The following is a 20,408-nucleotide window of genomic DNA, read 5'->3' as shown; positions in this document are numbered from 1 at the left end:
GATTATCAGTTGATGAGGGCGTGGCCGGTCATCTCCTTGGGTTGGGGAAGTCCCATGATCTTGAGCATGGTGGGTGCGACGTCGGCAAGTTTGCCGTCCTCGACCGTAGCGTCCTTGCGCTCTGTCACGTAGATGCAGGGCACGGGATTGAGCGAGTGGGCGGTGTTGGGAGTGCCGTCGGCATTGATGGCATTGTCGGCATTACCGTGGTCGGCTATGATGATGACCTCGTAGCCGGCGGCCTTTGCAGCCTCGACGGTATCCTTTACGCATTCATCGACGGCCTTGACAGCCTTGCAGATAGCCTCATAGACACCTGTGTGACCTACCATGTCGCCGTTGGCATAGTTGACCACGATGAAGTCATATTTCTCCTCCTTGATTGCCTCCACGAGTTTGTCTTTCACCTCATAGGCACTCATTTCCGGCTTGAGATCGTATGTGGCAACTTTGGGTGAGGCCACGAGTATGCGCTCCTCGCCTTCGTAGGGAGCTTCGCGTCCGCCGTTGAAGAAGAAGGTCACGTGGGCATACTTCTCGGTCTCGGCTATGTGGAGCTGCTTCTTGTCGAGGCTTGAAAGATATTCGCCGAGTGTGTTCTCTACATTCTCTTTGGGGAAGAGGATATGGACACCGGTGAATGAAGCGTCGTAGGGGGTCATGCAGTAGTACTGGAGGCCGGGGATAACCTTCATGTCGGCTTCGGGAATGTCATGCTGCGTGAGGGCTACTGTAAGCTCCTTGGCACGGTCGTTGCGGTAGTTGAAGAAGATAACGGCATCATCCTCTTTGATAGTTCCGTCGATCGTAGCATTGTTGATAGGCTTGATGAACTCGTCGGTGACATCTTCGTCATAGCTTTCCTGAACTGCAGCCACCATGTCGGTTGCCTGCTTGCCTTCGCCCTTGACGAGAAGATCGTAGGCCACCTTGACGCGCTCCCAGCGTTTGTCGCGGTCCATTGCGTAGTAGCGGCCGATGATCGATGCGATCTTGCCGGCTGACTTCTCGCAGTGGCTTTGGAGAGCTTCGATGAATCCTTTACCGCTGTGGGGGTCGGTGTCACGGCCATCCATGAAGCAGTGGATATACACCTTTTCGAGCCCGTAATGCTTGGCTATGTCGCAGAGGGCATAGAGGTGATCGAGTGATGAGTGTACGCCGCCGTCGCTTGTAAGACCCATGAAGTGGATGGCCTTACCGTTGTCGCGGGCGTAGGTGAAAGCGTTTACGATCTCAGGGTTGGAGAGGATAGAGCCATCCTCGCACGCCTTGTTGATTTTCACGAGGTCCTGATAGACCACTCGGCCTGCGCCGATATTGAGGTGACCCACTTCGGAGTTGCCCATCTGACCGTCGGGCAGACCTACATTTTCTCCTGAAGCCTGAAGCTGGCTGTGGGGATAGGTGTTTACGAGATAGTCCCAGTAGGGAGTGGGAGTGGATGAGATGGCGTCGCTCTTTGAGTGGTTGCCGATGCCCCATCCGTCAAGAATCATTAACAATGCTTTCTTTGCCATGATGTTATAGAAATTGTAATGTTATTTTTCGAGATTGCAAAGGTACATAAAAAACGTGAGAAGTGAGCTCTAAAGCGTGTAAGAGACCGGATGATAACAAAATTTAGTCTTTCCGGCAGATCTTATTCGCTCAGAGTGCCACCTGTATGCCTCCGAGATTGAGTGATGCAGGGATACCCATAGCCTTGAAGGCCCTTGCCATAGTGGATATCGTAATGTTGTGTCCGTTCTCGATCTTTGAGACGCGCGCTTTTTTTACGCCCATAAGCTCTCCAAGCTGTTCCTGTGTCATCGAACGCTCCTGACGGGCTTTGCGTATTGCCTCACCGATGTGGTAGGCGCGGATTTCCTCTTGGACAGTGGATTCAAATGCATCACGCTGAGGAGTCCCGATTTTACCGAGATCTTCGTCAAGCATTTCGTCCAGTGTGTAATATGTCTTTTCCATGATTCAGTATGAGCTAAGTTACGACCTGAAGGCCATATTATTTGAGCTTTGTATGATCTCTAAGAGACCGTTATTTTTAGGAATTATTTTTTGCAAGGTATTCTTTTCTGATCTGTTCGGCTTTGGATATTTCCTTCAAAGGTGTTTTCTGAGTTTTCTTTATGATTCCGTGAGTAGCGATCACAAACGTTTCCTCAGTTTTATCCCAAAAGGCAAACAACCGATAGCAGCTACCTTTATATATTGTTCGAAATTCCCAAATTTCAGTGCCTTCTAACTTTTTAAACAGTTCACGATCCTTTATGCCTCCGCTCACTTTGCGTATGTTGTAATATACTTTCTCACGTATTTCAGGCATAAGAGACCGAATGAACTCTCTGGCCTCAGGCAACGCTATGAATTTAAAATAGATCTTATCCATCTGGGAACTTGAATTATACCGCAAAGATAACTGAAAGTTTCCTTTTATGCAAACATCAGATGCGGTATTTTGGTTCTGCGCCAACGGATGGCTTCTGTGGATTCTTGTCAGATCTTCTCCAGAATTTTTGTATTCGTGACAGTTGTGGGGATTTCGCGGGTGTAGTGGGTGACGAAGATCAGCGATGAACCGTTGCGGCTGACAAGAAGATCGATCACACTGCGTACCCGCTCTTTGCGTTCGGCGTCGAGACCGTGGAGCGGCTCGTCGAGAATCAGCAGAGGAGGCTGCTTAATAAATGTACGCGCGAGAAGTACGAGTCGCTGTTCGCCAGATGACAGTTCCTGAAATTTTTTGTCAGCCAGATGGCTGATATCGAGAAGTCGCAGCCATGTACGTGACTCATCGAGTTCCTCCGGAGTAGGCTTACGGAATTGTGACAGCGAATTACGTAGGCCTGCCGCTACGATTTCATCTACAGGCAGGGATGACTTGAAGTAGAGCTGCATTTCAGGACAGACGTAACCTATGCGGTCCTTTATCTCCCAGATGCTTTCACCTGAGCCGCGACGGCGGTCAAAGAGGGTGATGCGGTTGGCGTAGGCTTGCGGATTGTCAGCGCAGACGAGGCTGAGGAGCAGGGATTTTCCCGATCCGTTAGGGCCGGTCAATGCCCAGCGTTCACCTGAACGGACAGTCCAGTTAATTCCTTCGAGCACGGAGCGTGAACCATAGCGCACATGACCGTCCTCGATGGAGAATGCTATCGTGAACTCCTGTGCATCACCTCGCATCGGGGGCAACTCATTTTCAGTGATTACATTATCTATTGTAGCATTATGAGTCCGTATTGAATTTATTTCTTCCGAACCTGTTACAGGCATTGAGAGCGTGGAATCTTGGAGAGTGAGTATGGATGTGGTATAGTCCGGTATATCTATTGCATCGCAGAGTAGCAGGATTATTCCTACACCATTTGCAGCGATACCGCTGATGGCGTTGTCGAGTTCCGAGCGTGAACGAGCGTCAAGACCGATGTATGGATTGTCGAGTATGAGTATGTCCGGGGTATCGATGAGGGCATGTATGATCAGCAGCTTGCGCAGTTCACCGCTTGAGAGATAGTTGATACGCTTGGTCTCGACATCATGCAAAGAGAATGAATCGCAAAGATCACGCCAACGCTCCGAGGATGCTTTCTCTCCGAGGATCTCGCCGACGGTAGGCACGAGATCGTTGACCGTGGCCTCAAGACGCTGGTCATAGCGGGTCACCTCTATACCGGTGAGTGAGTGGATGTCAGTGAAGGCAAGCATCTTTACTTTCATGTCCTTTAGGGCAAATTCCAATCGGTTGCCGTAGGCATAGCGTCCTTTCTCGATGACGAGACCGAGTGTGGATTTTCCCGCGCCATTTCGTCCGAGCACGGCGCATACTCCTGAAGGGATATATGAATGATGTGGATTCTGAATCACGACATTGCCGTAGCCAAGCCGCGGACTGTTGAACCTCACCATGAAATCTGCATTATTGTCATTTGTCTCCATAATTCTGACTTCTTCTAAAATATCTGCAAAATTACAAAATTTAGCTCTTGAAGGCCGGGAAAATCAAGGAGAATAGAGGGTTGCAATGACGATTTATTAAAAAAAGATGAAAAATCAAAATCATTTTCCTCTGCTGAAATGTTTCTATATTAGAAAATAATCAATAAAATGTAAATTCAGCCGGCTATGATTTGAAAATGCTGGATCACGTTCAACATTTGAGATTCCATCTATCCGTCTCCAACACACGAGCTATGAAAAGAATCACACTCATCATCATTTATGCCTTCATCACTTGCTGTTGGCTTGCAGAGGCCCGGACGCCGTCAGATTCGGTTTCGGTTCGCTTCCGCCAGTCTGTTTCAGCTATTGATCCGGCATTGGACGACAACGGACGTCAGTTGTCAGAGATGGTGACGCATTTGCTCTCAGGCCAAGGCAACGACAGTTGCGGACACCTGAAGGGTGTGAGGGTCATAGGCGGTGCTTCACCCGAGGGATCGGTAGGAATCAACAGACGGCTGTCCGAGCAGCGTGCCGCAAACCTTTTCGGTTATTTTTCCGAGCGTGCGGGACTTCCTGACTCACTGGCATCATTCTCTTATATCGGACGTGATTGGAAGGGGCTCTATACAGAGGTGCTCAATGACTCCGCCGTGCCTTACCGCCAAGAAGTGATCGGACTTCTTGATGACGTGATAGGTTCAATGGACGAGTCAACGACACCCGACGAGCGTAATGCCGTCAGCGACAATGGTTACGTCAGGCTTCGTAAGCTTCACGATGGTGAACCATACCGCTACATGTATGCAATGCTCTTCCCTTCACTTCGTGAATCAAGGCTTTATGTAGATTACTACCGCTGCCCCCAACGGATAGCTGTCGGGCCTGCTAACGGGCTTTTTACTGATGCTCCTGCCGTGCCTCCGACCGACATGTCACCGCTACTGCCGGATTTCGGACAGGAAGATGGATGTCTGTGCCGTCCGTTCTACATGGGCGTAAAGACCAACCTTCTTTACGATGCGCTCGTGATACCGAATATCGGTGTCGAGTTCTATCTCGGAAAGAACTGGTCAATCGCCGCCAACTGGATGTATGCTTGGTGGGATACCGACAGGACTCATCATTATTGGCGCACCTACGGCGGCGATATCACCCTCCGGAAGTGGTTCGGGCATAAAGCAGCCGAAAAACCGCTCACCGGCCATCACGTCGGGATCTATGCAGGAGTCATCACCTATGATTTCGAGTTTGGTGGCACAGGTTACATGGGTGGTCTCCCCGGACGCACGCTGTGGTCGCGCTGCAATTTCATGGGCGGTGTGGAGTATGGCTACTCCCTCCCTGTTGCCCGCAGGCTTAATCTCGATTTCACTATCGGAATCGGCTATCTTGGCGGAGAGTATATGAAATACATTCCGGAGGACGGTCATTATGTATGGCAATCAACTCACAAACTGAAATGGTTCGGCCCGACGAAAGCTGAGATTTCATTAGTCTGGCTTATCGGATGTGATAACTTCAACCGGAAGAAAGGAGGGAGATCATGATTACGAAAAAACTGTTTCCGCTGCTGACCCTGATTCTAACGGTCACATCATGCCATCACAAGGATCTCTGTTTCGATCACACCCATACTCTCGAAGTGAACGTCGTGTTTGATTGGCGCAATGCTCCGGATGCCGATCCGGCTTCAATGAGTGCGTATTTCTTTAACGCCTCCGGTGAAACCGCACCGTTGCGCTATATATTCACCGATCGCTACGGTGGTCACATCGACATCTCACACGGACAGTACAGTGCTCTTTGCATGAATGCCGACGATACTGACTGGGCTCATCTGCGCAATATGTCCGATATTGAATCCTCTGAAATCTATACTGCAGAGACCGATGAACTGTCGGTTTACGGACTTTCGGCCCGCTCTGTCCCCCGTGCCGAGGGTGCGGAGGATGAACGGATTGTTGCGACACCCGGAATGCTTTGGGCTGACCGTCAGGACAGCATAGCGATCCCCTACACGGACTCCGACGATGTCAGGACCATCACGTTATATCCGGAAGAATGCGTCTGTCACTACACCGTCGATATCCTCGACGTTGAGAACCTGAAATATGTCAGCGGCGGCTCGGTCGATGCGACTGTTTCAGGTATGTCCGAGGGTTTCCTGTACGGTAAGCGAAAGACTACAGATACACGGGTGACACTTCCGTTCACAATGAAAGAAAACTCCGGAAAGGATGCTCTCCACGGTGAGTTTCTCACATTTGGCGAGAGTCAGGACCACGATTACCGACACGTATTGTCAGTCTATATGTATCTCACCGATGGCAGTAAGTGGTATTACAATTTTGATGTCACCGATCAGATACACAATGCACCTGATCCCCGACATGTCCATATTGTGGTCAGCGGACTCAAACTTCCGCATCCCATATCGTCGGGTGGCGGTCTGATACCTGAAGTAGATGACTGGCAGACCGAAAAGATCGACATAAGTATGTAGGCCACACCACCTTCCTTCGCACACAGAAATAATGCAATTCTTAAAATATTAAATGTTCAACCGTAAAAAATAAGATCTACAATGAAAAAGACACCTTTACTGCTGGCTGTGGCTGCATTAGCCCTCGTATCGTGCTCACAGGACGAGCCTGTCAGCATCAACGAAGGACGCGCGATAAGTTTTCGACCCGCAATGGGTTCGCGTGCCACTGAAATTACAAACGATAACCTTAGCTCCATCAATGTGACCGCCTTCCTTGGCACGCAGACATTTTTCGGTGATCTCGACTTTGTGAAGGACGGAACATATTTCATCTCGACACCCGAATATCACTGGCCCGGCGATGACAGCGAACTTACATTCTACGCTTATGCCCCCTCTGATCCGGGAGCGACAGTGACCCTCACCAATTCAAGCAAGACAATGGCCGACTTCTCGCCTGCGACCTCGACCGCTGATCAGGTGGATTTCATCACCGCTACCGCTACCGGCAAAAAATCACTCAACGAAGGTACAGGCGTTCCTCTGACTTTCAACCATCAGCTCTCACAGATAGAAATCCTTGCGAAAGCCGACAATGCAGCCTACACATTTAAGATTTCCGGTATGCGTATCGGCCAACCGATTTCAAAGGGTTCATTTGATTTCGACGGCCCGTCTTGGTCTCTGGCAACTGACAAGACAATCTATGAGGAGAGCTGCGATGAAGTGACCCTTACTCCTGACGCCGTGTCCGTGATGGGCAATGGCGGCAATGCTATCCTTATTCCGCAGCAGCTCACCGCATGGAATGTAACCTCTGATGCTGCCAATGCCAACAAGGGAGCTTACCTTTCAGTCAAGCTCCAGATCAACACCGCAGCAGGCGCGCAGGTCTATCCCTTCCCTTCCAATACCGATTGTGATTGGGCTGCAGTGCCTATCGATACTGATTGGCAACCCGGTAAAAAATATATCTACACCCTCGACTTCTCACACGGTGCGGGCTATGTCGATCCGAATGATCCCGAACCCGGTACACCTGTCCTCGGTGGTCCTATTAAATGCACGGTTGATGTAGTCGAATGGGTGGATCAGAATGTCGATGTTCCCATGACCACGTCAGATGACACCAAATAAGCAAGAAGAATCAGAATACACACATACAGGCCGTAAGGGGTTGAATGTTCCCCTTACGGTCACCAAAAGGCTGATGGCAGGGAGAGATATATCCTCATCCATGTCCCCTCTCTTTCAGCGACAGGAATAATGAGATTATGAAAACCAAGCGTTACAACAGACATATCCTTTCAGTCGCCATGCGCTGTGTTATCTGCACGGGAGTGCTGTCAATGGTGACGGCATGTGCGGACGACGTACCCTCGCCTGCAGTTGATGGCGGCAAGACGATCCGTTTTGAAGTCACATCCACAGGTGACTGGAACACATCGCGCGGAGGAAATACGGTCGTTGGTTCTTCTTCGGGGCAGGAGCGTCTGAATGTAATCACGCTAAAGTCCGTGACAGACAATTTATATCTCATTCCTGAAGTGACCGACGGGATAGGCGCGGTCAGGGATTCCAACTCCGATATTTCAAGGGCAACAGGCGTATCGACTTCGACCATAAGCGATTTCGGCGTTTTCGCGTCGATGAATTCCGGCAACAGCTCTGCTGCAAGGACACCGGACTACATGTATAATGTCGATGTGACCCGTAGCAACAACTGGACTCCGGAGGCAGAGTACCTATGGCCGGGCAGTGGCACGCTCCATATCAATGCCTATTCACCATACTGCGATCTGTCGGGAAGTGTTCCGGAAGAGGGGGTGATCTCTCTGCCGTCGCCGGATGCTACCGGTGAGCTTAGCCTCACTTATGTCACACCTGCAGAAGCTACTGCCCAGACCGATCTTCTGTGGGCTACTCCACGCGACGCGTCATCATCACCCTGTGCCATGACCTTCAATCATGCCCTTACGGCTGTGAGATTCACTACAGGTCAGGTAATGACACCTTGTACAATTAAAAAAATAGAAATAACCGGGGTCAGCACTCACGGTAGTCTGAACCTTGAGACCGGTGTCTGGTCTGACCTGTCAGTGGCCGCCGACTTCGCGGTTGAGCCAGAAATCGAACTGACAGCGGCCACGGGCAGTACAAGTGTCAGCCCGGATACGCCCATGACCTCCGATGAGCAGACTTTCCTGTTCATTCCGCAGGAGTTACCGGCTGATGCGACCCTCACTCTTACCATTGACATAAACGGTAAGGCAACTACCTACACGTCATCTCTTGCCGGACAGAAATGGACCGCCGGGAAAACGGTCACCTATCGTCTGTCGGTCAATTCTTCAGCCTCGTCATTTGAAGTTGATGGCGTTTTCGAGACGAATTATACCGGAGGTAAGGTGAATTTCACAGTCACAAGTCATGGAAGCGACTCTGCTTCTCCACTGAAATGGACAGCTGAATTTATTGATGACGCCGGAAATGTCATTCCTCGTCCCAACTGGATAACGGATTTTCCGGAAGCAGGCTCAGGAGATTCCGCCTGTGTGGCACAAACCCAGCTTCAGGATTTCGAATGGTTGGCTATGAGTGAAGGGACAAAGACTCTGCAGAATGCTGCGGATATTAACGCATCAAGCGGTAATAATCCCTACAACCTGTCAAACAGCACAGGTGCATCCTCCGTGGAGAATACAGCCAACAGTTACATAATCAATGCTCCGGGCACTTACAGCCTCCCGCTCGTATATGGCAATGCCGTGAAAAATGGCGTTGCAAATACTTCAGCATACATCTCCACTTCGCATAACAGAACTGCATTAAAGACATTTATCAATCATCTTGGAAACGATATCACAGATCCTTACATTTATAATAACTCCGGATGTGATCCCGACAAGGCTATCCTCGTGTGGGAAAGTCAGCTTAATCTTGTGAGGAATGTGGCTCTTTCCGAGGATAAAAGATCTGTCATATTTGACATACCTCATGCCTCCATTCGTCAGGGAAACGCACTCGTGGCTGTCCTTGACAAAGACAGCACTGTGATGTGGAGCTGGCAGCTATGGGTGACTGACTATGTGAGCGGTACAAATCTAAACGATGTGCCCGGAAGCGGCACGGCTACCTACAGCTTCATGCCCAGAAACATTGGTGAGATCAATGGCGGTGACGAGACCGATTTCAAGGAGTGCTCTGTCAAGATCCGTTTCACGCAGGAAAGCATTGACGGCTCAGAACCTGCCACACAGATCATCACCTTTAATCAGTCAGGCAAAAAAGTGCTTACCCCGACCAACAGCAGTTTCTATCAATGGGGTCGTAAAGATCCTAAGATGGCTGCGATCGACCAGTGGTATAGAGCCGATCATACGGAAGTCACCGCCTTGGCGACAAGTCAGGTCACCGGCACTACAACCGGCAACGACATATTGGTGACATTTATCAGGACTCCTGACGTGTTCTGGTGTATGACTGCAACTCCCAGTTTCTCATACACCAATCTATGGAACTGTAATCTCTCTCAGACAGCACCTGTAAAGACGGTCTATGATCCGTCGCCTGTCGGCTATAGAGTACCTGACAGAAATGAGACAAGGGCATGTTCGACTCTTAAACCGGTCCGCTATGTAGCCGGAACGGGAGTGACTCAACCGCCATGTTATTATCTCCCGCTTCCTGACGGAAGTGAAATGCTCTTCTACGGATTAGGCTACAGAGGAAATAAAGACGGTGAAATAGGCAGTGGAATGTCATTATGTTGGGATAGTTTCGCCTCAGCCACCAGTGGTGGTCGTTTCGTACTGTATCGTACGGGTACCAGCGGCAACATAACAGATGAAGAGAATGCGTTCGATCGTCTTGCCGGATTCGGAGTCCGTCCGGTCAAGGAATAGCAAAGCTTTTTGAACGGTTGACAACACATATTGTACTTGATGCTGAAGATGTGTCGGAAATTCGATTAGTCCGACATATCCTCAGCTTTTGTCATAAACGGAATATGCAGACAGGTCTTTCCGGCACGCCTCCCCGCATCGAACACTTTTAAACCCGTTTAAAGATTTTATTTTAGTTCATTTTTGATACGTGATAGAGGAATTTAGGCATATTTTTTGTATTTTTGCGGAAACTCTCTCCGCCACACAGTGCAAGTTACCTATAAATTAATACCCTCACGAAGCTTTCAACGCTTATAACCGAAAATTTTATATCCATTATGTTCAAAGACCAACCTAAAGGCCTTATTCCCGCCGCTCTTTCAAACATGGGAGAGCGATTCGGCTATTACATCATGAACGCAGTGCTGGTGCTGTTCCTATGCTCGAAATTCGGACTCAGCGAGGAGACCAGTGCTCTTGTCTATTCATTCTTCTATGCCGGCATCTATCTGCTCAGCCTCGTGGGCGGCACGATCGCTGACCGTACCCAGAACTACAAGGGGACTATCATCAACGGCCTCATCATCATGACCATCGGCTATATGATCCTCTCGATTCCCATCCTCTCGACTTCCGACAATATCTCATGGCTGCTTCCGATGACTTGCTTCGCGCTCTTCCTCATCGCTTTCGGCAACGGTCTTTTCAAGGGTAACCTTCAGGCCATTGTCGGTCAGCTCTACGACAACCCCAAGTACTCATCCAAGCGCGATTCAGGTTTCCAGATCTTCTACGTGTTCATCAACGTTGGTGGTCTCGTCGCGCCCTTCGTCGCTCCTATGCTCCGCAGCTGGTGGCTCGGCACACATAATCTGGCCTATAATGCCAAGCTTCCCGCACTCTGCCACGAGTACCTGAGCGTCACTGACTCAATGAACTCCGAGAATCTCAATAACCTCTATGCCCTCATCACAGAGACCGGTGGAAATGCCGCAGGTGACATTCAGGCATTCTGCTCGCAGTATCTCGATGTGTTCAACACTGGTATCCACTACTCTTTCATCGCCTCTGTCTGTGCCATGCTCCTCTCGCTCCTCATATTCGTGAGCGTGAAGAACACTCTCCCCACCCCCGGAAAGAAAGCCAAGACCGAGGAAGTACGCATCTCTGACGAGGAACGCCGCGCAATGGCCAAGGAGATCAAGCAACGCATGACCGCCCTCTTTGCAGTGCTCGGCGTAGTGATCTTCTTCTGGTTCTCATTCCATCAGAACGGCACTTCGCTCTCGCTCTTCGCGCGTGACTTTGTTGATACCTCATCCATCGCCCCTGAAATCTGGCAGGCCGCCAACCCCTTCTTCGTAATCATCCTTACCCCTGTGATCATGATGATGTTCGGAGCTTTGAGCCGCGCAGGCATCGAGATCTCCACACCCCGCAAGATCGCTATCGGTATGGGTCTCGCAGGCATGGCCTTTCTCTTCCTCGCCCTCTATTCCTATTGCGAGCACTATCCCTCCGGAGTTGATTTCCGCGCTCTCCCCAATGCCGTAGCCGCCACCATGAAGGCCGGTCCTTGGGTGTTACTGCTGCTCTACTTCTTCCTCACCGTGGCCGAGCTTTTCATCTCGCCCTTAGGTCTGTCGTTCGTGTCGAAGGTAGCTCCCGCCCACATGCAGGGTCTCTGTCAGGGTCTCTGGCTCGGTGCTACCGCTCTCGGTAATCTCCTGCTCTGGATCGGCCCGCTGATGTACAACGCTTGGCCTCTATGGATCTGCTGGAGCGTGTTCCTTGCTGTCTGCCTCATCTCGATGGGTGTGATGTTCGGAATGGTCAAGTGGCTCGAACGTGTGACAAACGCTTAAAACCGTAATGTCATTTCTAATTTTTATAGTTCATGGAGGACATTGCCAGAAATGATCGGCAATGTCCTTCTCATAATGTAATCTTATTTCACACTTATGTTCAAAAATCAACCGGCAGGTCTCTATGTGCTCGCGCTCGCAAATACAGGCGAACGTTTCGGCTACTACACCATGCTTGCTATCTTTCTGCTTTTCCTGCAGGCCAAATTCGGACTTGACTCCACCGTGTCGGGTCAGATCTACGCAGGCTTTCTCGCCCTTGTCTATTTCATGCCCCTCATCGGTGGTTGGGTTGCTGACAAGTGGAGTTTTTCAAAATGTGTCGTCACCGGACTCTTCGTCATGTTTATCGGTTACCTCATCATGGCGATCCCGACAGATATCCGCAGCACATCTTCGCTCGTTATCCTGTTCTGTGCGCTACTGCTGATTGCCTGCGGTACGGGTCTTTTCAAAGGCAACCTTCAGGTCATGGTAGGCGATCTCTACAACGAGGCCCGCTACAGCGGTCAGCGTGACGCAGCTTTCTCGCTCTTCTACATGGCCATCAATATCGGCTCGATGTTTGCACCGATGGCTGCTACAGCAATGTGTAACCTCGCACTGAAATCTCAGGGACTGACATACGTGTCGTCACTCCCCACACTCTGTAACGCCTATCTCGACGGAGCTGAAAACGGTGCGGACCTTTCGGCTACAATTGCTGAAAACGGCATGACTGCCGGCAGTGACCTCACAGCCTTCGCAAATGATTATATCACAACTCTCTCGACCGGTTACAGCTATGCATTTGCAATCGCATGTGGTTCGCTCATCGTAAGCTTCCTCATTTACTTCCTCGGCCGACGGACATACGCACACATCCTTGTTGACAAGAAACAGCCGGCCACCGGAGCGAAGTCCACCGCGGCTACCGCCGGTCCCGAACTCACACCCGCACAGACAAAACAACGCGTCGTGGCTCTCCTGCTCGTGTTTGCAGTAGTGATTTTCTTCTGGATGGTGTTCCATCAGAATGGAGCGACACTTACGGAATTTGCTAAAAGCTGCACCTCGCCTGAAGCCGGTGGCTGGACACGAATCGGCTTCAATGTGTGGGCACTTCTAAGTATCGCAGTCGGTGTCTATGCGCTTTTCAATCTCTTCCAGTCAAAGGGTACTGTCAGCCGCGTGGTATCCGTAGTTATCCTCGCCCTTGTAGCTTGGGCGGTATGGTACTTCTATTCAGTGACACCCGATCCCCTCACCGGCATTCAGCCGCAGGAATATCAGCAGTTCAATCCGTTCTATGTCGTGGCCCTCACTCCGGTATCACTCGCATTCTTCGGCTGGCTTGCCAAACGCAATGCCGAACCGTCAGCACCCCGCAAGATCGGCTACGGAATGATCATGGCTGCGATAGCCTACGTGCTCATGCTCATCGGATCTCTCGGAATTGTCGGAACTAATGCCTCTGTATCTCCCAACTGGCTTATCTCTACCTATCTTCTTCTGACTTTCGCTGAACTCCTGCTTTCACCTATGGGTATCAGCTTCGTGAGCAAGGTTGCTCCTCCGAAACTCAAGGGCTCTATGATGGGCGGATGGTTTGCCGCAACCGCCATCGGTAACTATCTTGTGTCCATCCCGATGATCCTCTGGGGCAAGATCCCGACCTATATGGTATGGGGCATACTCGTGGTGATCTGTCTGATCTCGGCTGCATTCATCTTCTCCATCATGAAGAAACTCGAAGCCGCCACTTCCGACAGTACTCCCACTGAAGCAGATCCACTCGAAAATGTCGAGGACGACGCCATCTGATAAGCCCCCAAGAATCCCGTCCCGCTCTCATTAAATCTGTAGCAACACGGCGTGCCGTGTATGTCGGATGAAATAGTTATGACCTGTGCTTTCAGGCCTACGCATTTCATCCGACATACGCGGCACGCCGTACTAATATAATACGGTTTAGTGAATCTGCCAAAATCATTAATTCCCAAGAGTTATATAAAAACGACATACAAGGACACAAAAAAGCCCGGAAGGACGCTGGTTCCACTTCCGGGCGGGTGATAATGGCGGGGACGGGGTTTCGATGCCGTCCCCAAAGGTTTCTACGGCTTAGAAACCTTGAATCGGGGCAGAGAGAGTCTGACCGCGAGGGTCAGAACCCTGCTCTTCTTAATATAGCCCGTGGCATCTTGGCCAAAGACTACCTCTTGAACGTCTTATCTTTCGTGCGTTCATAAATAAAACATCCGGGGGGAGCAATGGTTGAACACAGAGCATTAAAAGAAGTAAAACCTTGTTAAGATTTCATCAAAAACGCGTAACTTTGCATCAAGTAATAACCAGTAGCAACAAGCGCACCAACCCATGAAACGAACTAACTCCAAAGCCGGACAGGGAGGCGATGTACGCCCCAAAAAGGCTCTCGGACAGCACTTCCTGACCGATGAGAGCATAGCAGCACGCATTGCCGACACACTCGCTCCTTATAAGGGTCTCCCCGTGATGGAGGTAGGTCCGGGTATGGGCGTATTGACAAAGTATCTTATCGCAGCCGGCCATGATGTGAAGGTAGCTGAAATCGACGGTGAGAGCATCGAATATCTGCGCTATAACTATCCCGAACTTGCCGGTCGCATACTCGATGCCGATTTTCTCCGGCTTGATCTCGCACAGATCTATCCCGACGGCCAGAAATTCTGTGTCATCGGTAACTATCCCTACAATATTTCCTCGCAGATATTTTTCCATGTGCTCGATTACCGCGATCAGGTGACTTGCTGCTCCGGAATGCTCCAGCGCGAGGTGGCCGAACGCTTCGCTGCTGCTCCGGGCACTAAGGCACGTGGAATCCTCAGCGTGTTGCTTCAGGCATGGTACGACGTGGAATATCTGTTCACAGTGGATGAAAACGTGTTCAATCCTCCGCCCAAGGTCAAGAGCGGAGTCATCAGGATGGTGCGCAATTCCGTGACAGATCTCGGATGTGACGACCGTCTCTTCAAATCAGTGGTCAAAACAGCCTTCGGCCAACGCCGCAAGACGCTGCGCAATTCTCTGCGCGGGATGTTTCCTGCAGGTGTCCCCTTGCCCGACACTCCTCTCATGGCCATGCGCCCCGAACAGCTTTCGGTGGCACAGTTCGTCGAACTGACCTTGATGATCAGCTCGGCAAGAGAAGGGAAGTAATTCTTAAAAATTAAACGCAAACAGTCACTCAAAGCAACTCCCTAAAGGATTCTAAGAGTGACTTCGTAAACGAGTCATCATTCTCCAACACCTCGCTCCTCCACGTAATAACTATGAAAGAATTCACCCCTGAATACCTCGAACATCTGCGCAACATCATCCATGATCACGCCGATGCAGCAGCGGCGGAAGAACTTGCCGACCTTCACCCCGCCGACATTGCAGAGCTTTATCAGGATCTGGATCTCGACGAGGCGGAATATCTGTTCAAACTCCTCGATGAGGAGATGCAGGCCGCTGTCCTCATGGAACTCGATGAGGATGACCGCGCCAAACTCCTCTCGAAGATGGATGCGGCCGACATCGCCAAGCAGATCGAACATCTCGACACGGACGATGCCGTGGATATCATTCAGGAACTCGACGAGGAAGAACGCGACCAGATCCTGAGCCACATTGACGACGTAGAACAAGCCGGTGACATCATCGACCTTCTCAAATATGACGAAGACACCGCCGGCGGTCTTATGGGTACGGAAATGATCGTGGTCAACGAGAACTGGAGTATGCCTGAATGCATCAAGCAGATGAGGATGCAAGCCGAGGATATGGATGAGGTCTATTATGTATATGTGGTAGATAACGAGGATCGTCTGCGCGGCACTCTCCCGCTCAAGAAACTGATCACACATCCATCCGTATCAAAAATAAAACACGTCATGGAGACCGACCCCGTCGCGGTAAAGGCTGAAACACCTATTGACGAAGTGGCACTCGACTTCGAGAAATATGACCTCGTGGCCATGCCTGTGATCGATTCCATAGGCCGACTGCTTGGCCGCATAACTGTCGATGACGTGATGGACAAGGTGCGCGATTCGAGCGAACGCGACTATCAGCTCGCATCAGGTCTCTCCGGCGATGTGGAGAGTGACGATAATCTCTTTACCCAGACCAAGGCCCGTCTGCCTTGGCTGCTGATAGGAATGGTCGGCGGTCTGTGCAACTCCGTCATACTCGGACGTTTTGAAAGCGGCTTCGTAGTCGATCCGGCTCTCGCCCTCTTCATCCCGCTGATCGGAGGTACGGGTGGTAATGTCGGCACTCAATCGTCAGCAATCGTGGTTCAGGGTCTTGCCAACGGTTCACTTGACATACAAAAGTCCGCCCGTCAGCTTATCAAGGAACTTGGCGTAGGTCTTCTCAACGGATCAATTATAGCACTGCTCGTGTTCATCTACAACTTCTTTACAATCGGCAGCGGGCATCAAGTGACCACGATAGCTGTTTCAGCCTCGATATTCTGCGTCGTTATGTTTGCCTCGGTCTTTGGTACATTCGTACCCCTTACGCTTGAAAAACTCAAGATTGACCCTGCACTTGCGACCGGCCCGTTCATCTCCATCACCAACGATATCATCGGTATGCTTATCTACATGTCCATCTCATCGTGGCTCATCATGTTGTTTGGAGCAGCCCACTGATCCGATAAACCTTAGTCACTGACTGAAAAAAGCAGTAAAAAACGAATGGGATGCGAAAGTTTTCGCATCCCATTCATTTTTTATTGCGACTTACGCCGGATCAGAGTCCGCGTCCGTGGCAGTTTTTATATTTCTTACCTGAACCGCAGGGACAGGGATCATTGCGGTTGATACGCGGACCGGCCTTTACAGGCTGGGGAGCAGGACGCTGTCCGGCATTCTGCGCGGCCTCACGCTGAGCATTCTCTCCGGGCAGATTCTCACGTGATGTACGGTACTGTGAATAATCGTTCGGTCTCTCAGGCATCGCACGCTCCACCTTAGGCTGAGGCTTGGGAGCAGGGGCAGTGGCGGGAGCAGGCTCAGGAGCTGCGGCAGTATTTTCGCCGGCTTCGACCTCCGTCTCAGTCACGGTCTCCTCAACAGCTTCCTCGGCCGGGGTTTCAGCAGGTCGCTGGGGTGCATCATTGTACTGGACATAGATCTGACCGCGCATGAGGGTTGACATAGCCTTCACATTGAGATTGTTGAGCATAGCCTCGAAGAGGTGGAACGACTCAACCTTATAGATCACCAGCGGATCTTTCTGTTCGTAGGACGCGTTCTGCACACTCTGACGCAGCTGATCGAGTTCGCGGAGATGCTCTTTCCAGAGTTCATCGATGGTGACAAGAAGGACAGCCTTATGCCATTCCTTGACGATAGACTTGCAACCGGTGCGGTAAGCCTCTTCGAGATTCACCACAAGGTTGAAGAAACGTTTGCCATCCGTCATAGGTACAGCGATACGACCCTTGAATCCGCGGTTCTCGACACAGTCGATGATCACCGGCTGAGCCACCTCGATGATGCGCTGGCTCTTGCGGTCGAAGGCAGCCTGTGCAGCAGCGTGGATCTTCTCTACCGCATCCTCCTTTGACATATTGCGATACTCCTCTTCAGTGAACGGAGCCTCGATGGTGAGCACGCGGAACAGTTCAAGCGAGAGATCCTGATAGTCGGCAGGACCGAAGTTATTGACGAAATTCTCGATCACGTCCCACATCATGTTTGCGATGTCGATACCGATACGCTCGCCGAGGAGTGCATGGTGACGGCGGTTGTAGATGTAGGTACGCTGCTTGTTCATCACGTCGTCATATTCAAGAAGACGCTTACGGATACCGAAGTTATTTTCCTCGACACGCTTCTGCGCGTTGCCGATAGCATTGGTCACCATGCTGCTTTCGATACGCTCGCCTTCCTCAAGGCCGAGGGTATCGAGCATCTTCATGACGCGGTCAGTGGCGAATAGACGCATCAGCTGATCCTCGAATGATACATAGAACACCGATGAACCGGGGTCACCCTGACGGCCTGCACGACCGCGGAGCTGGCGATCGACGCGGCGTGACTCGTGACGCTCCGTACCGATGATGGCAAGACCGCCCGCTTCCTTGACCTCAGGAGTAAGCTTGATGTCTGTACCACGGCCTGCCATGTTGGTTGCGATGGTCACCATACCCTTCTTACCTGCATGTGCCACGATCTCGGCCTCCTTCTGATGGAGTTTTGCATTGAGGACATTGTGGGGAATATGGCGCATGGTGAGCATTCGGCTGAGGAGTTCCGAGATCTCGACTGAAGTCGTACCCACAAGTACCGGACGACCCTGCGAAACGAGATCCTGAATCTCATCGATGACGGCTGCATACTTTTCCTTCTTGGTCTTATATACGCGGTCGTTCATATCGATACGGGCTATCGGCTTATTGGTGGGGATAGTCACCACATCGAGCTTATAGATATCCCACAACTCCCCTGCCTCAGTCTCGGCTGTACCGGTCATACCGGCAAGCTTGTGATACATACGGAAGTAGTTCTGGAGAGTGATAGTTGCGAATGTCTGCGTGGCGGCCTCGACTTTCACACGTTCCTTGGCCTCGATGGCCTGATGGAGACCGTCGCTGTAACGGCGACCTTCCATGATACGTCCGGTCTGCTCATCGACGATCTTGATCTTACCTTCGTCAATCACGTATTCCACATCCTTCTCGAAGAGGGTGTAGGCTTTGAGGAGCTGGGTGACAGTGTGGACACGCTCTGCCTTGACGGCATATTCCTGCATGAGCTGATCCTTGCGTTCCTGACGCTGTGCGGCATCTTCGATATGTTCTGTCTCGGAGAGCTGCGATGCAATGTCGGGGAGCACGAAGAACTGAGGATCGTCAGTCTTACCGGTAAGCTCATCGATACCCTTATCAGTGAGTTCGACGCTACGGTTTTTCTCATCGATGACGAAGTATAGCGGATCGGTAGCCTTGGGCATTTCGCGTTTGTTGTCCTGCAGATAGTATGCCTCGGTCTCAAGGAGCAGGTTTTTCATGCCCTCCTGTGAAAGGAATTTGATGAGGGCACCGTTCTTGGGCAGACCCTTGTAGGCACGGAAAAGCAGGAGCGCGCCTTCCTTACGCACCTCCTTGTCATCGGAAGCGATCTTTGTCTTGGCCTCGGCAAGAATCTTGGTGACGAGACGACGCTGAGCCTCGACCACCTTCTCAACGTTGGTGCGATATACATCAAACATCTGATCCTCACCCTGCGGAACAGGACCGGAGATGATGAGCGGTGTACGGGCATCGTCGATAAGCACTGAATCGACCTCATCGACGATGGCATAGTAGTGCTTGCGCTGTACCATATCGCCGGGCGACATGGCCATATTGTCACGCAGATAGTCGAAACCGAATTCGTTGTTCGTACCGAAAGTGATGTCACAGTTATATGCTGCACGGCGTGCGGCAGTGTTGGGTTGATGCTTGTCGATACAATCCACTGTCGAACCGTGGAACATGTAGAGCGGCCCCATCCACTCGGAGTCACGCTTTGAAAGATAGTCATTCACGGTCACCACATGGACGCCACGGCCTGAAAGCGAACGGAGGAATACCGGGAGGGTCGCAACGAGAGTCTTACCTTCACCGGTAGCCATCTCGGCGATCTTTCCCTGATGGAGCACGATACCGCCGATAAGCTGTACACGATAGTGAACCATGTCCCATTTAACCTCGTTGCCTCCGGCAACCCAATGGTTTTTCCAGATGGCATTGTCACCGTCGATGCTGACGAAGTCCCTGCCCTGAGCAGCAAGCTCGCGGTCAAGTTCGGTAGCCTTTACCACGATGGTTTCGTTGGCTGCGAAGCGGGCGGCGGTCTCGCGCACTACGGCAAACACTTCGGGAAGATGCTCGTTGAGCTTATCCTCGATGGTATCGAGCATCTTTTTCTCATTTTCGTCGATCTTATCCCATACGGGCTGACGCTCGTCAAAGGGTAGTTCCTCCACTTCGGCACGCAGACGGGTGTTTTCCTCCTGCTCGGCCGAAATAGCCTGATTGATGTCAGCACGGACGTTGGCTATACGTTCGCGGAGCTGATCGATGGTGAGTTGCTGGACTTCAGGCTGGAGAGCCTCGATTTTCTTCACGATAGGTTCGATTTCCTTCAAGTCGCGGGTTGACTTGTTACCGAAAATCTTTGTGAGAAATGATTGAAATGACATATTATGGTTATGGTCTTTTTTACT

13 protein-coding genes are annotated in these 20,408 nt (G+C 51.0%); 8 read left to right on the top strand and 5 right to left on the bottom strand.

The features are described 5' to 3' along the window. Positions 1-5: 5 nt before the first annotated feature. The 4 genes from gpmI to K2G41_RS05440 form a co-directional block, all read right to left on the bottom strand. Positions 6-1,520: a 2,3-bisphosphoglycerate-independent phosphoglycerate mutase gene (gpmI, locus tag K2G41_RS05455; RefSeq protein ID WP_300116044.1), complete on the bottom strand. Its 1,515-nt coding sequence runs from the start codon at positions 1,518-1,520 to the stop codon at positions 6-8. Between the two features lie 130 nt (positions 1,521-1,650). Then, a complete protein-coding gene (locus K2G41_RS05450; RefSeq protein WP_300116041.1) occupies positions 1,651-1,968 on the bottom strand; it encodes a helix-turn-helix transcriptional regulator in 318 nt (105 codons plus the stop codon). A gap of 76 nt (positions 1,969-2,044) precedes the next feature. Next, positions 2,045-2,389, bottom strand: a complete 345-nt coding sequence (locus tag K2G41_RS05445; protein ID WP_300116038.1) for a type II toxin-antitoxin system RelE/ParE family toxin — start codon at positions 2,387-2,389, stop codon at positions 2,045-2,047. A gap of 107 nt (positions 2,390-2,496) precedes the next feature. Continuing rightward, complete coding sequence (locus K2G41_RS05440; protein ID WP_300116032.1) at positions 2,497-3,936, bottom strand: ATP-binding cassette domain-containing protein; 1,440 nt, start codon at positions 3,934-3,936, stop codon at positions 2,497-2,499. Between the two features lie 254 nt (positions 3,937-4,190). Between K2G41_RS05440 and K2G41_RS05435 the strand changes: the two genes are divergently transcribed. From K2G41_RS05435 to mgtE, 8 genes are all read left to right on the top strand, one after another. Further along, positions 4,191-5,489, top strand: coding sequence for a DUF3575 domain-containing protein (locus tag K2G41_RS05435; RefSeq protein WP_300116019.1), 1,299 nt, complete (start codon positions 4,191-4,193; stop codon positions 5,487-5,489). Beyond that, the gene (locus K2G41_RS05430; RefSeq protein ID WP_300116016.1) at positions 5,486-6,445 is read left to right on the top strand and encodes a DUF5119 domain-containing protein; all 960 of its coding nucleotides are present in this window, start codon (positions 5,486-5,488) and stop codon (positions 6,443-6,445) included. Before K2G41_RS05435 ends, K2G41_RS05430 begins: the two co-directional genes overlap by 4 nt. An 81-nt stretch (positions 6,446-6,526) precedes the next feature. Next, positions 6,527-7,564, top strand: a complete 1,038-nt coding sequence (locus K2G41_RS05425) for a fimbrillin family protein (RefSeq protein WP_300116014.1) — start codon at positions 6,527-6,529, stop codon at positions 7,562-7,564. A gap of 137 nt (positions 7,565-7,701) precedes the next feature. After that, the gene (locus K2G41_RS05420; protein ID WP_300116009.1) at positions 7,702-10,332 is read left to right on the top strand and encodes a fimbrillin family protein; all 2,631 of its coding nucleotides are present in this window, start codon (positions 7,702-7,704) and stop codon (positions 10,330-10,332) included. A 320-nt stretch (positions 10,333-10,652) separates the two neighbouring features. Next, a complete protein-coding gene (locus K2G41_RS05415) occupies positions 10,653-12,179 on the top strand; it encodes a peptide MFS transporter (RefSeq protein ID WP_300115997.1) in 1,527 nt (508 codons plus the stop codon). A 96-nt stretch (positions 12,180-12,275) separates the two neighbouring features. After that, on the top strand, positions 12,276-13,982 hold the full coding sequence (locus tag K2G41_RS05410; protein ID WP_300115994.1) for a peptide MFS transporter: 1,707 nt from the start codon (positions 12,276-12,278) through the stop codon (positions 13,980-13,982). A 555-nt stretch (positions 13,983-14,537) separates the two neighbouring features. Next, complete coding sequence (gene rsmA / locus K2G41_RS05405; RefSeq protein WP_300115991.1) at positions 14,538-15,359, top strand: 16S rRNA (adenine(1518)-N(6)/adenine(1519)-N(6))-dimethyltransferase RsmA; 822 nt, start codon at positions 14,538-14,540, stop codon at positions 15,357-15,359. 113 nt (positions 15,360-15,472) lie between these two features. Then, positions 15,473-16,843, top strand: a complete 1,371-nt coding sequence (gene mgtE / locus K2G41_RS05400; RefSeq protein WP_300115988.1) for a magnesium transporter — start codon at positions 15,473-15,475, stop codon at positions 16,841-16,843. Between the two features lie 100 nt (positions 16,844-16,943). Here the strand turns inward: mgtE and secA are convergent, their stop codons facing one another. Then, complete coding sequence (gene secA / locus K2G41_RS05395) at positions 16,944-20,384, bottom strand: preprotein translocase subunit SecA (protein WP_300115981.1); 3,441 nt, start codon at positions 20,382-20,384, stop codon at positions 16,944-16,946. Positions 20,385-20,408: the final 24 nt, after the last annotated feature.

Source organism: Duncaniella sp., from assembly GCF_029056165.1.
In the GTDB taxonomy this organism is placed as follows: Bacteria; Bacteroidota; Bacteroidia; order Bacteroidales; family Muribaculaceae; genus Duncaniella.
This window is presented reverse-complemented; position numbering and strand designations above follow the sequence as displayed.

What these genes read in the sequence shown, in the direction of transcription:
- gpmI (WP_300116044.1), bottom strand. Translation starts at nt 1,520, where the DNA reads ATGGCAAAGAAAGCATTGTTAATGATTCTTGACGGATGGGGCATCGGC.
- K2G41_RS05450 (WP_300116041.1), bottom strand. Translation starts at nt 1,968, where the DNA reads ATGGAAAAGACATATTACACACTGGACGAAATGCTTGACGAAGATCTC.
- K2G41_RS05445 (WP_300116038.1), bottom strand. Translation starts at nt 2,389, where the DNA reads ATGGATAAGATCTATTTTAAATTCATAGCGTTGCCTGAGGCCAGAGAG.
- K2G41_RS05440 (WP_300116032.1), bottom strand. Translation starts at nt 3,936, where the DNA reads ATGGAGACAAATGACAATAATGCAGATTTCATGGTGAGGTTCAACAGT.
- K2G41_RS05435 (WP_300116019.1), top strand. Translation starts at nt 4,191, where the DNA reads ATGAAAAGAATCACACTCATCATCATTTATGCCTTCATCACTTGCTGT.
- K2G41_RS05430 (WP_300116016.1), top strand. Translation starts at nt 5,486, where the DNA reads ATGATTACGAAAAAACTGTTTCCGCTGCTGACCCTGATTCTAACGGTC.
- K2G41_RS05425 (WP_300116014.1), top strand. Translation starts at nt 6,527, where the DNA reads ATGAAAAAGACACCTTTACTGCTGGCTGTGGCTGCATTAGCCCTCGTA.
- K2G41_RS05420 (WP_300116009.1), top strand. Translation starts at nt 7,702, where the DNA reads ATGAAAACCAAGCGTTACAACAGACATATCCTTTCAGTCGCCATGCGC.
- K2G41_RS05415 (WP_300115997.1), top strand. Translation starts at nt 10,653, where the DNA reads ATGTTCAAAGACCAACCTAAAGGCCTTATTCCCGCCGCTCTTTCAAAC.
- K2G41_RS05410 (WP_300115994.1), top strand. Translation starts at nt 12,276, where the DNA reads ATGTTCAAAAATCAACCGGCAGGTCTCTATGTGCTCGCGCTCGCAAAT.
- rsmA (WP_300115991.1), top strand. Translation starts at nt 14,538, where the DNA reads ATGAAACGAACTAACTCCAAAGCCGGACAGGGAGGCGATGTACGCCCC.
- mgtE (WP_300115988.1), top strand. Translation starts at nt 15,473, where the DNA reads ATGAAAGAATTCACCCCTGAATACCTCGAACATCTGCGCAACATCATC.
- secA (WP_300115981.1), bottom strand. Translation starts at nt 20,384, where the DNA reads ATGTCATTTCAATCATTTCTCACAAAGATTTTCGGTAACAAGTCAACC.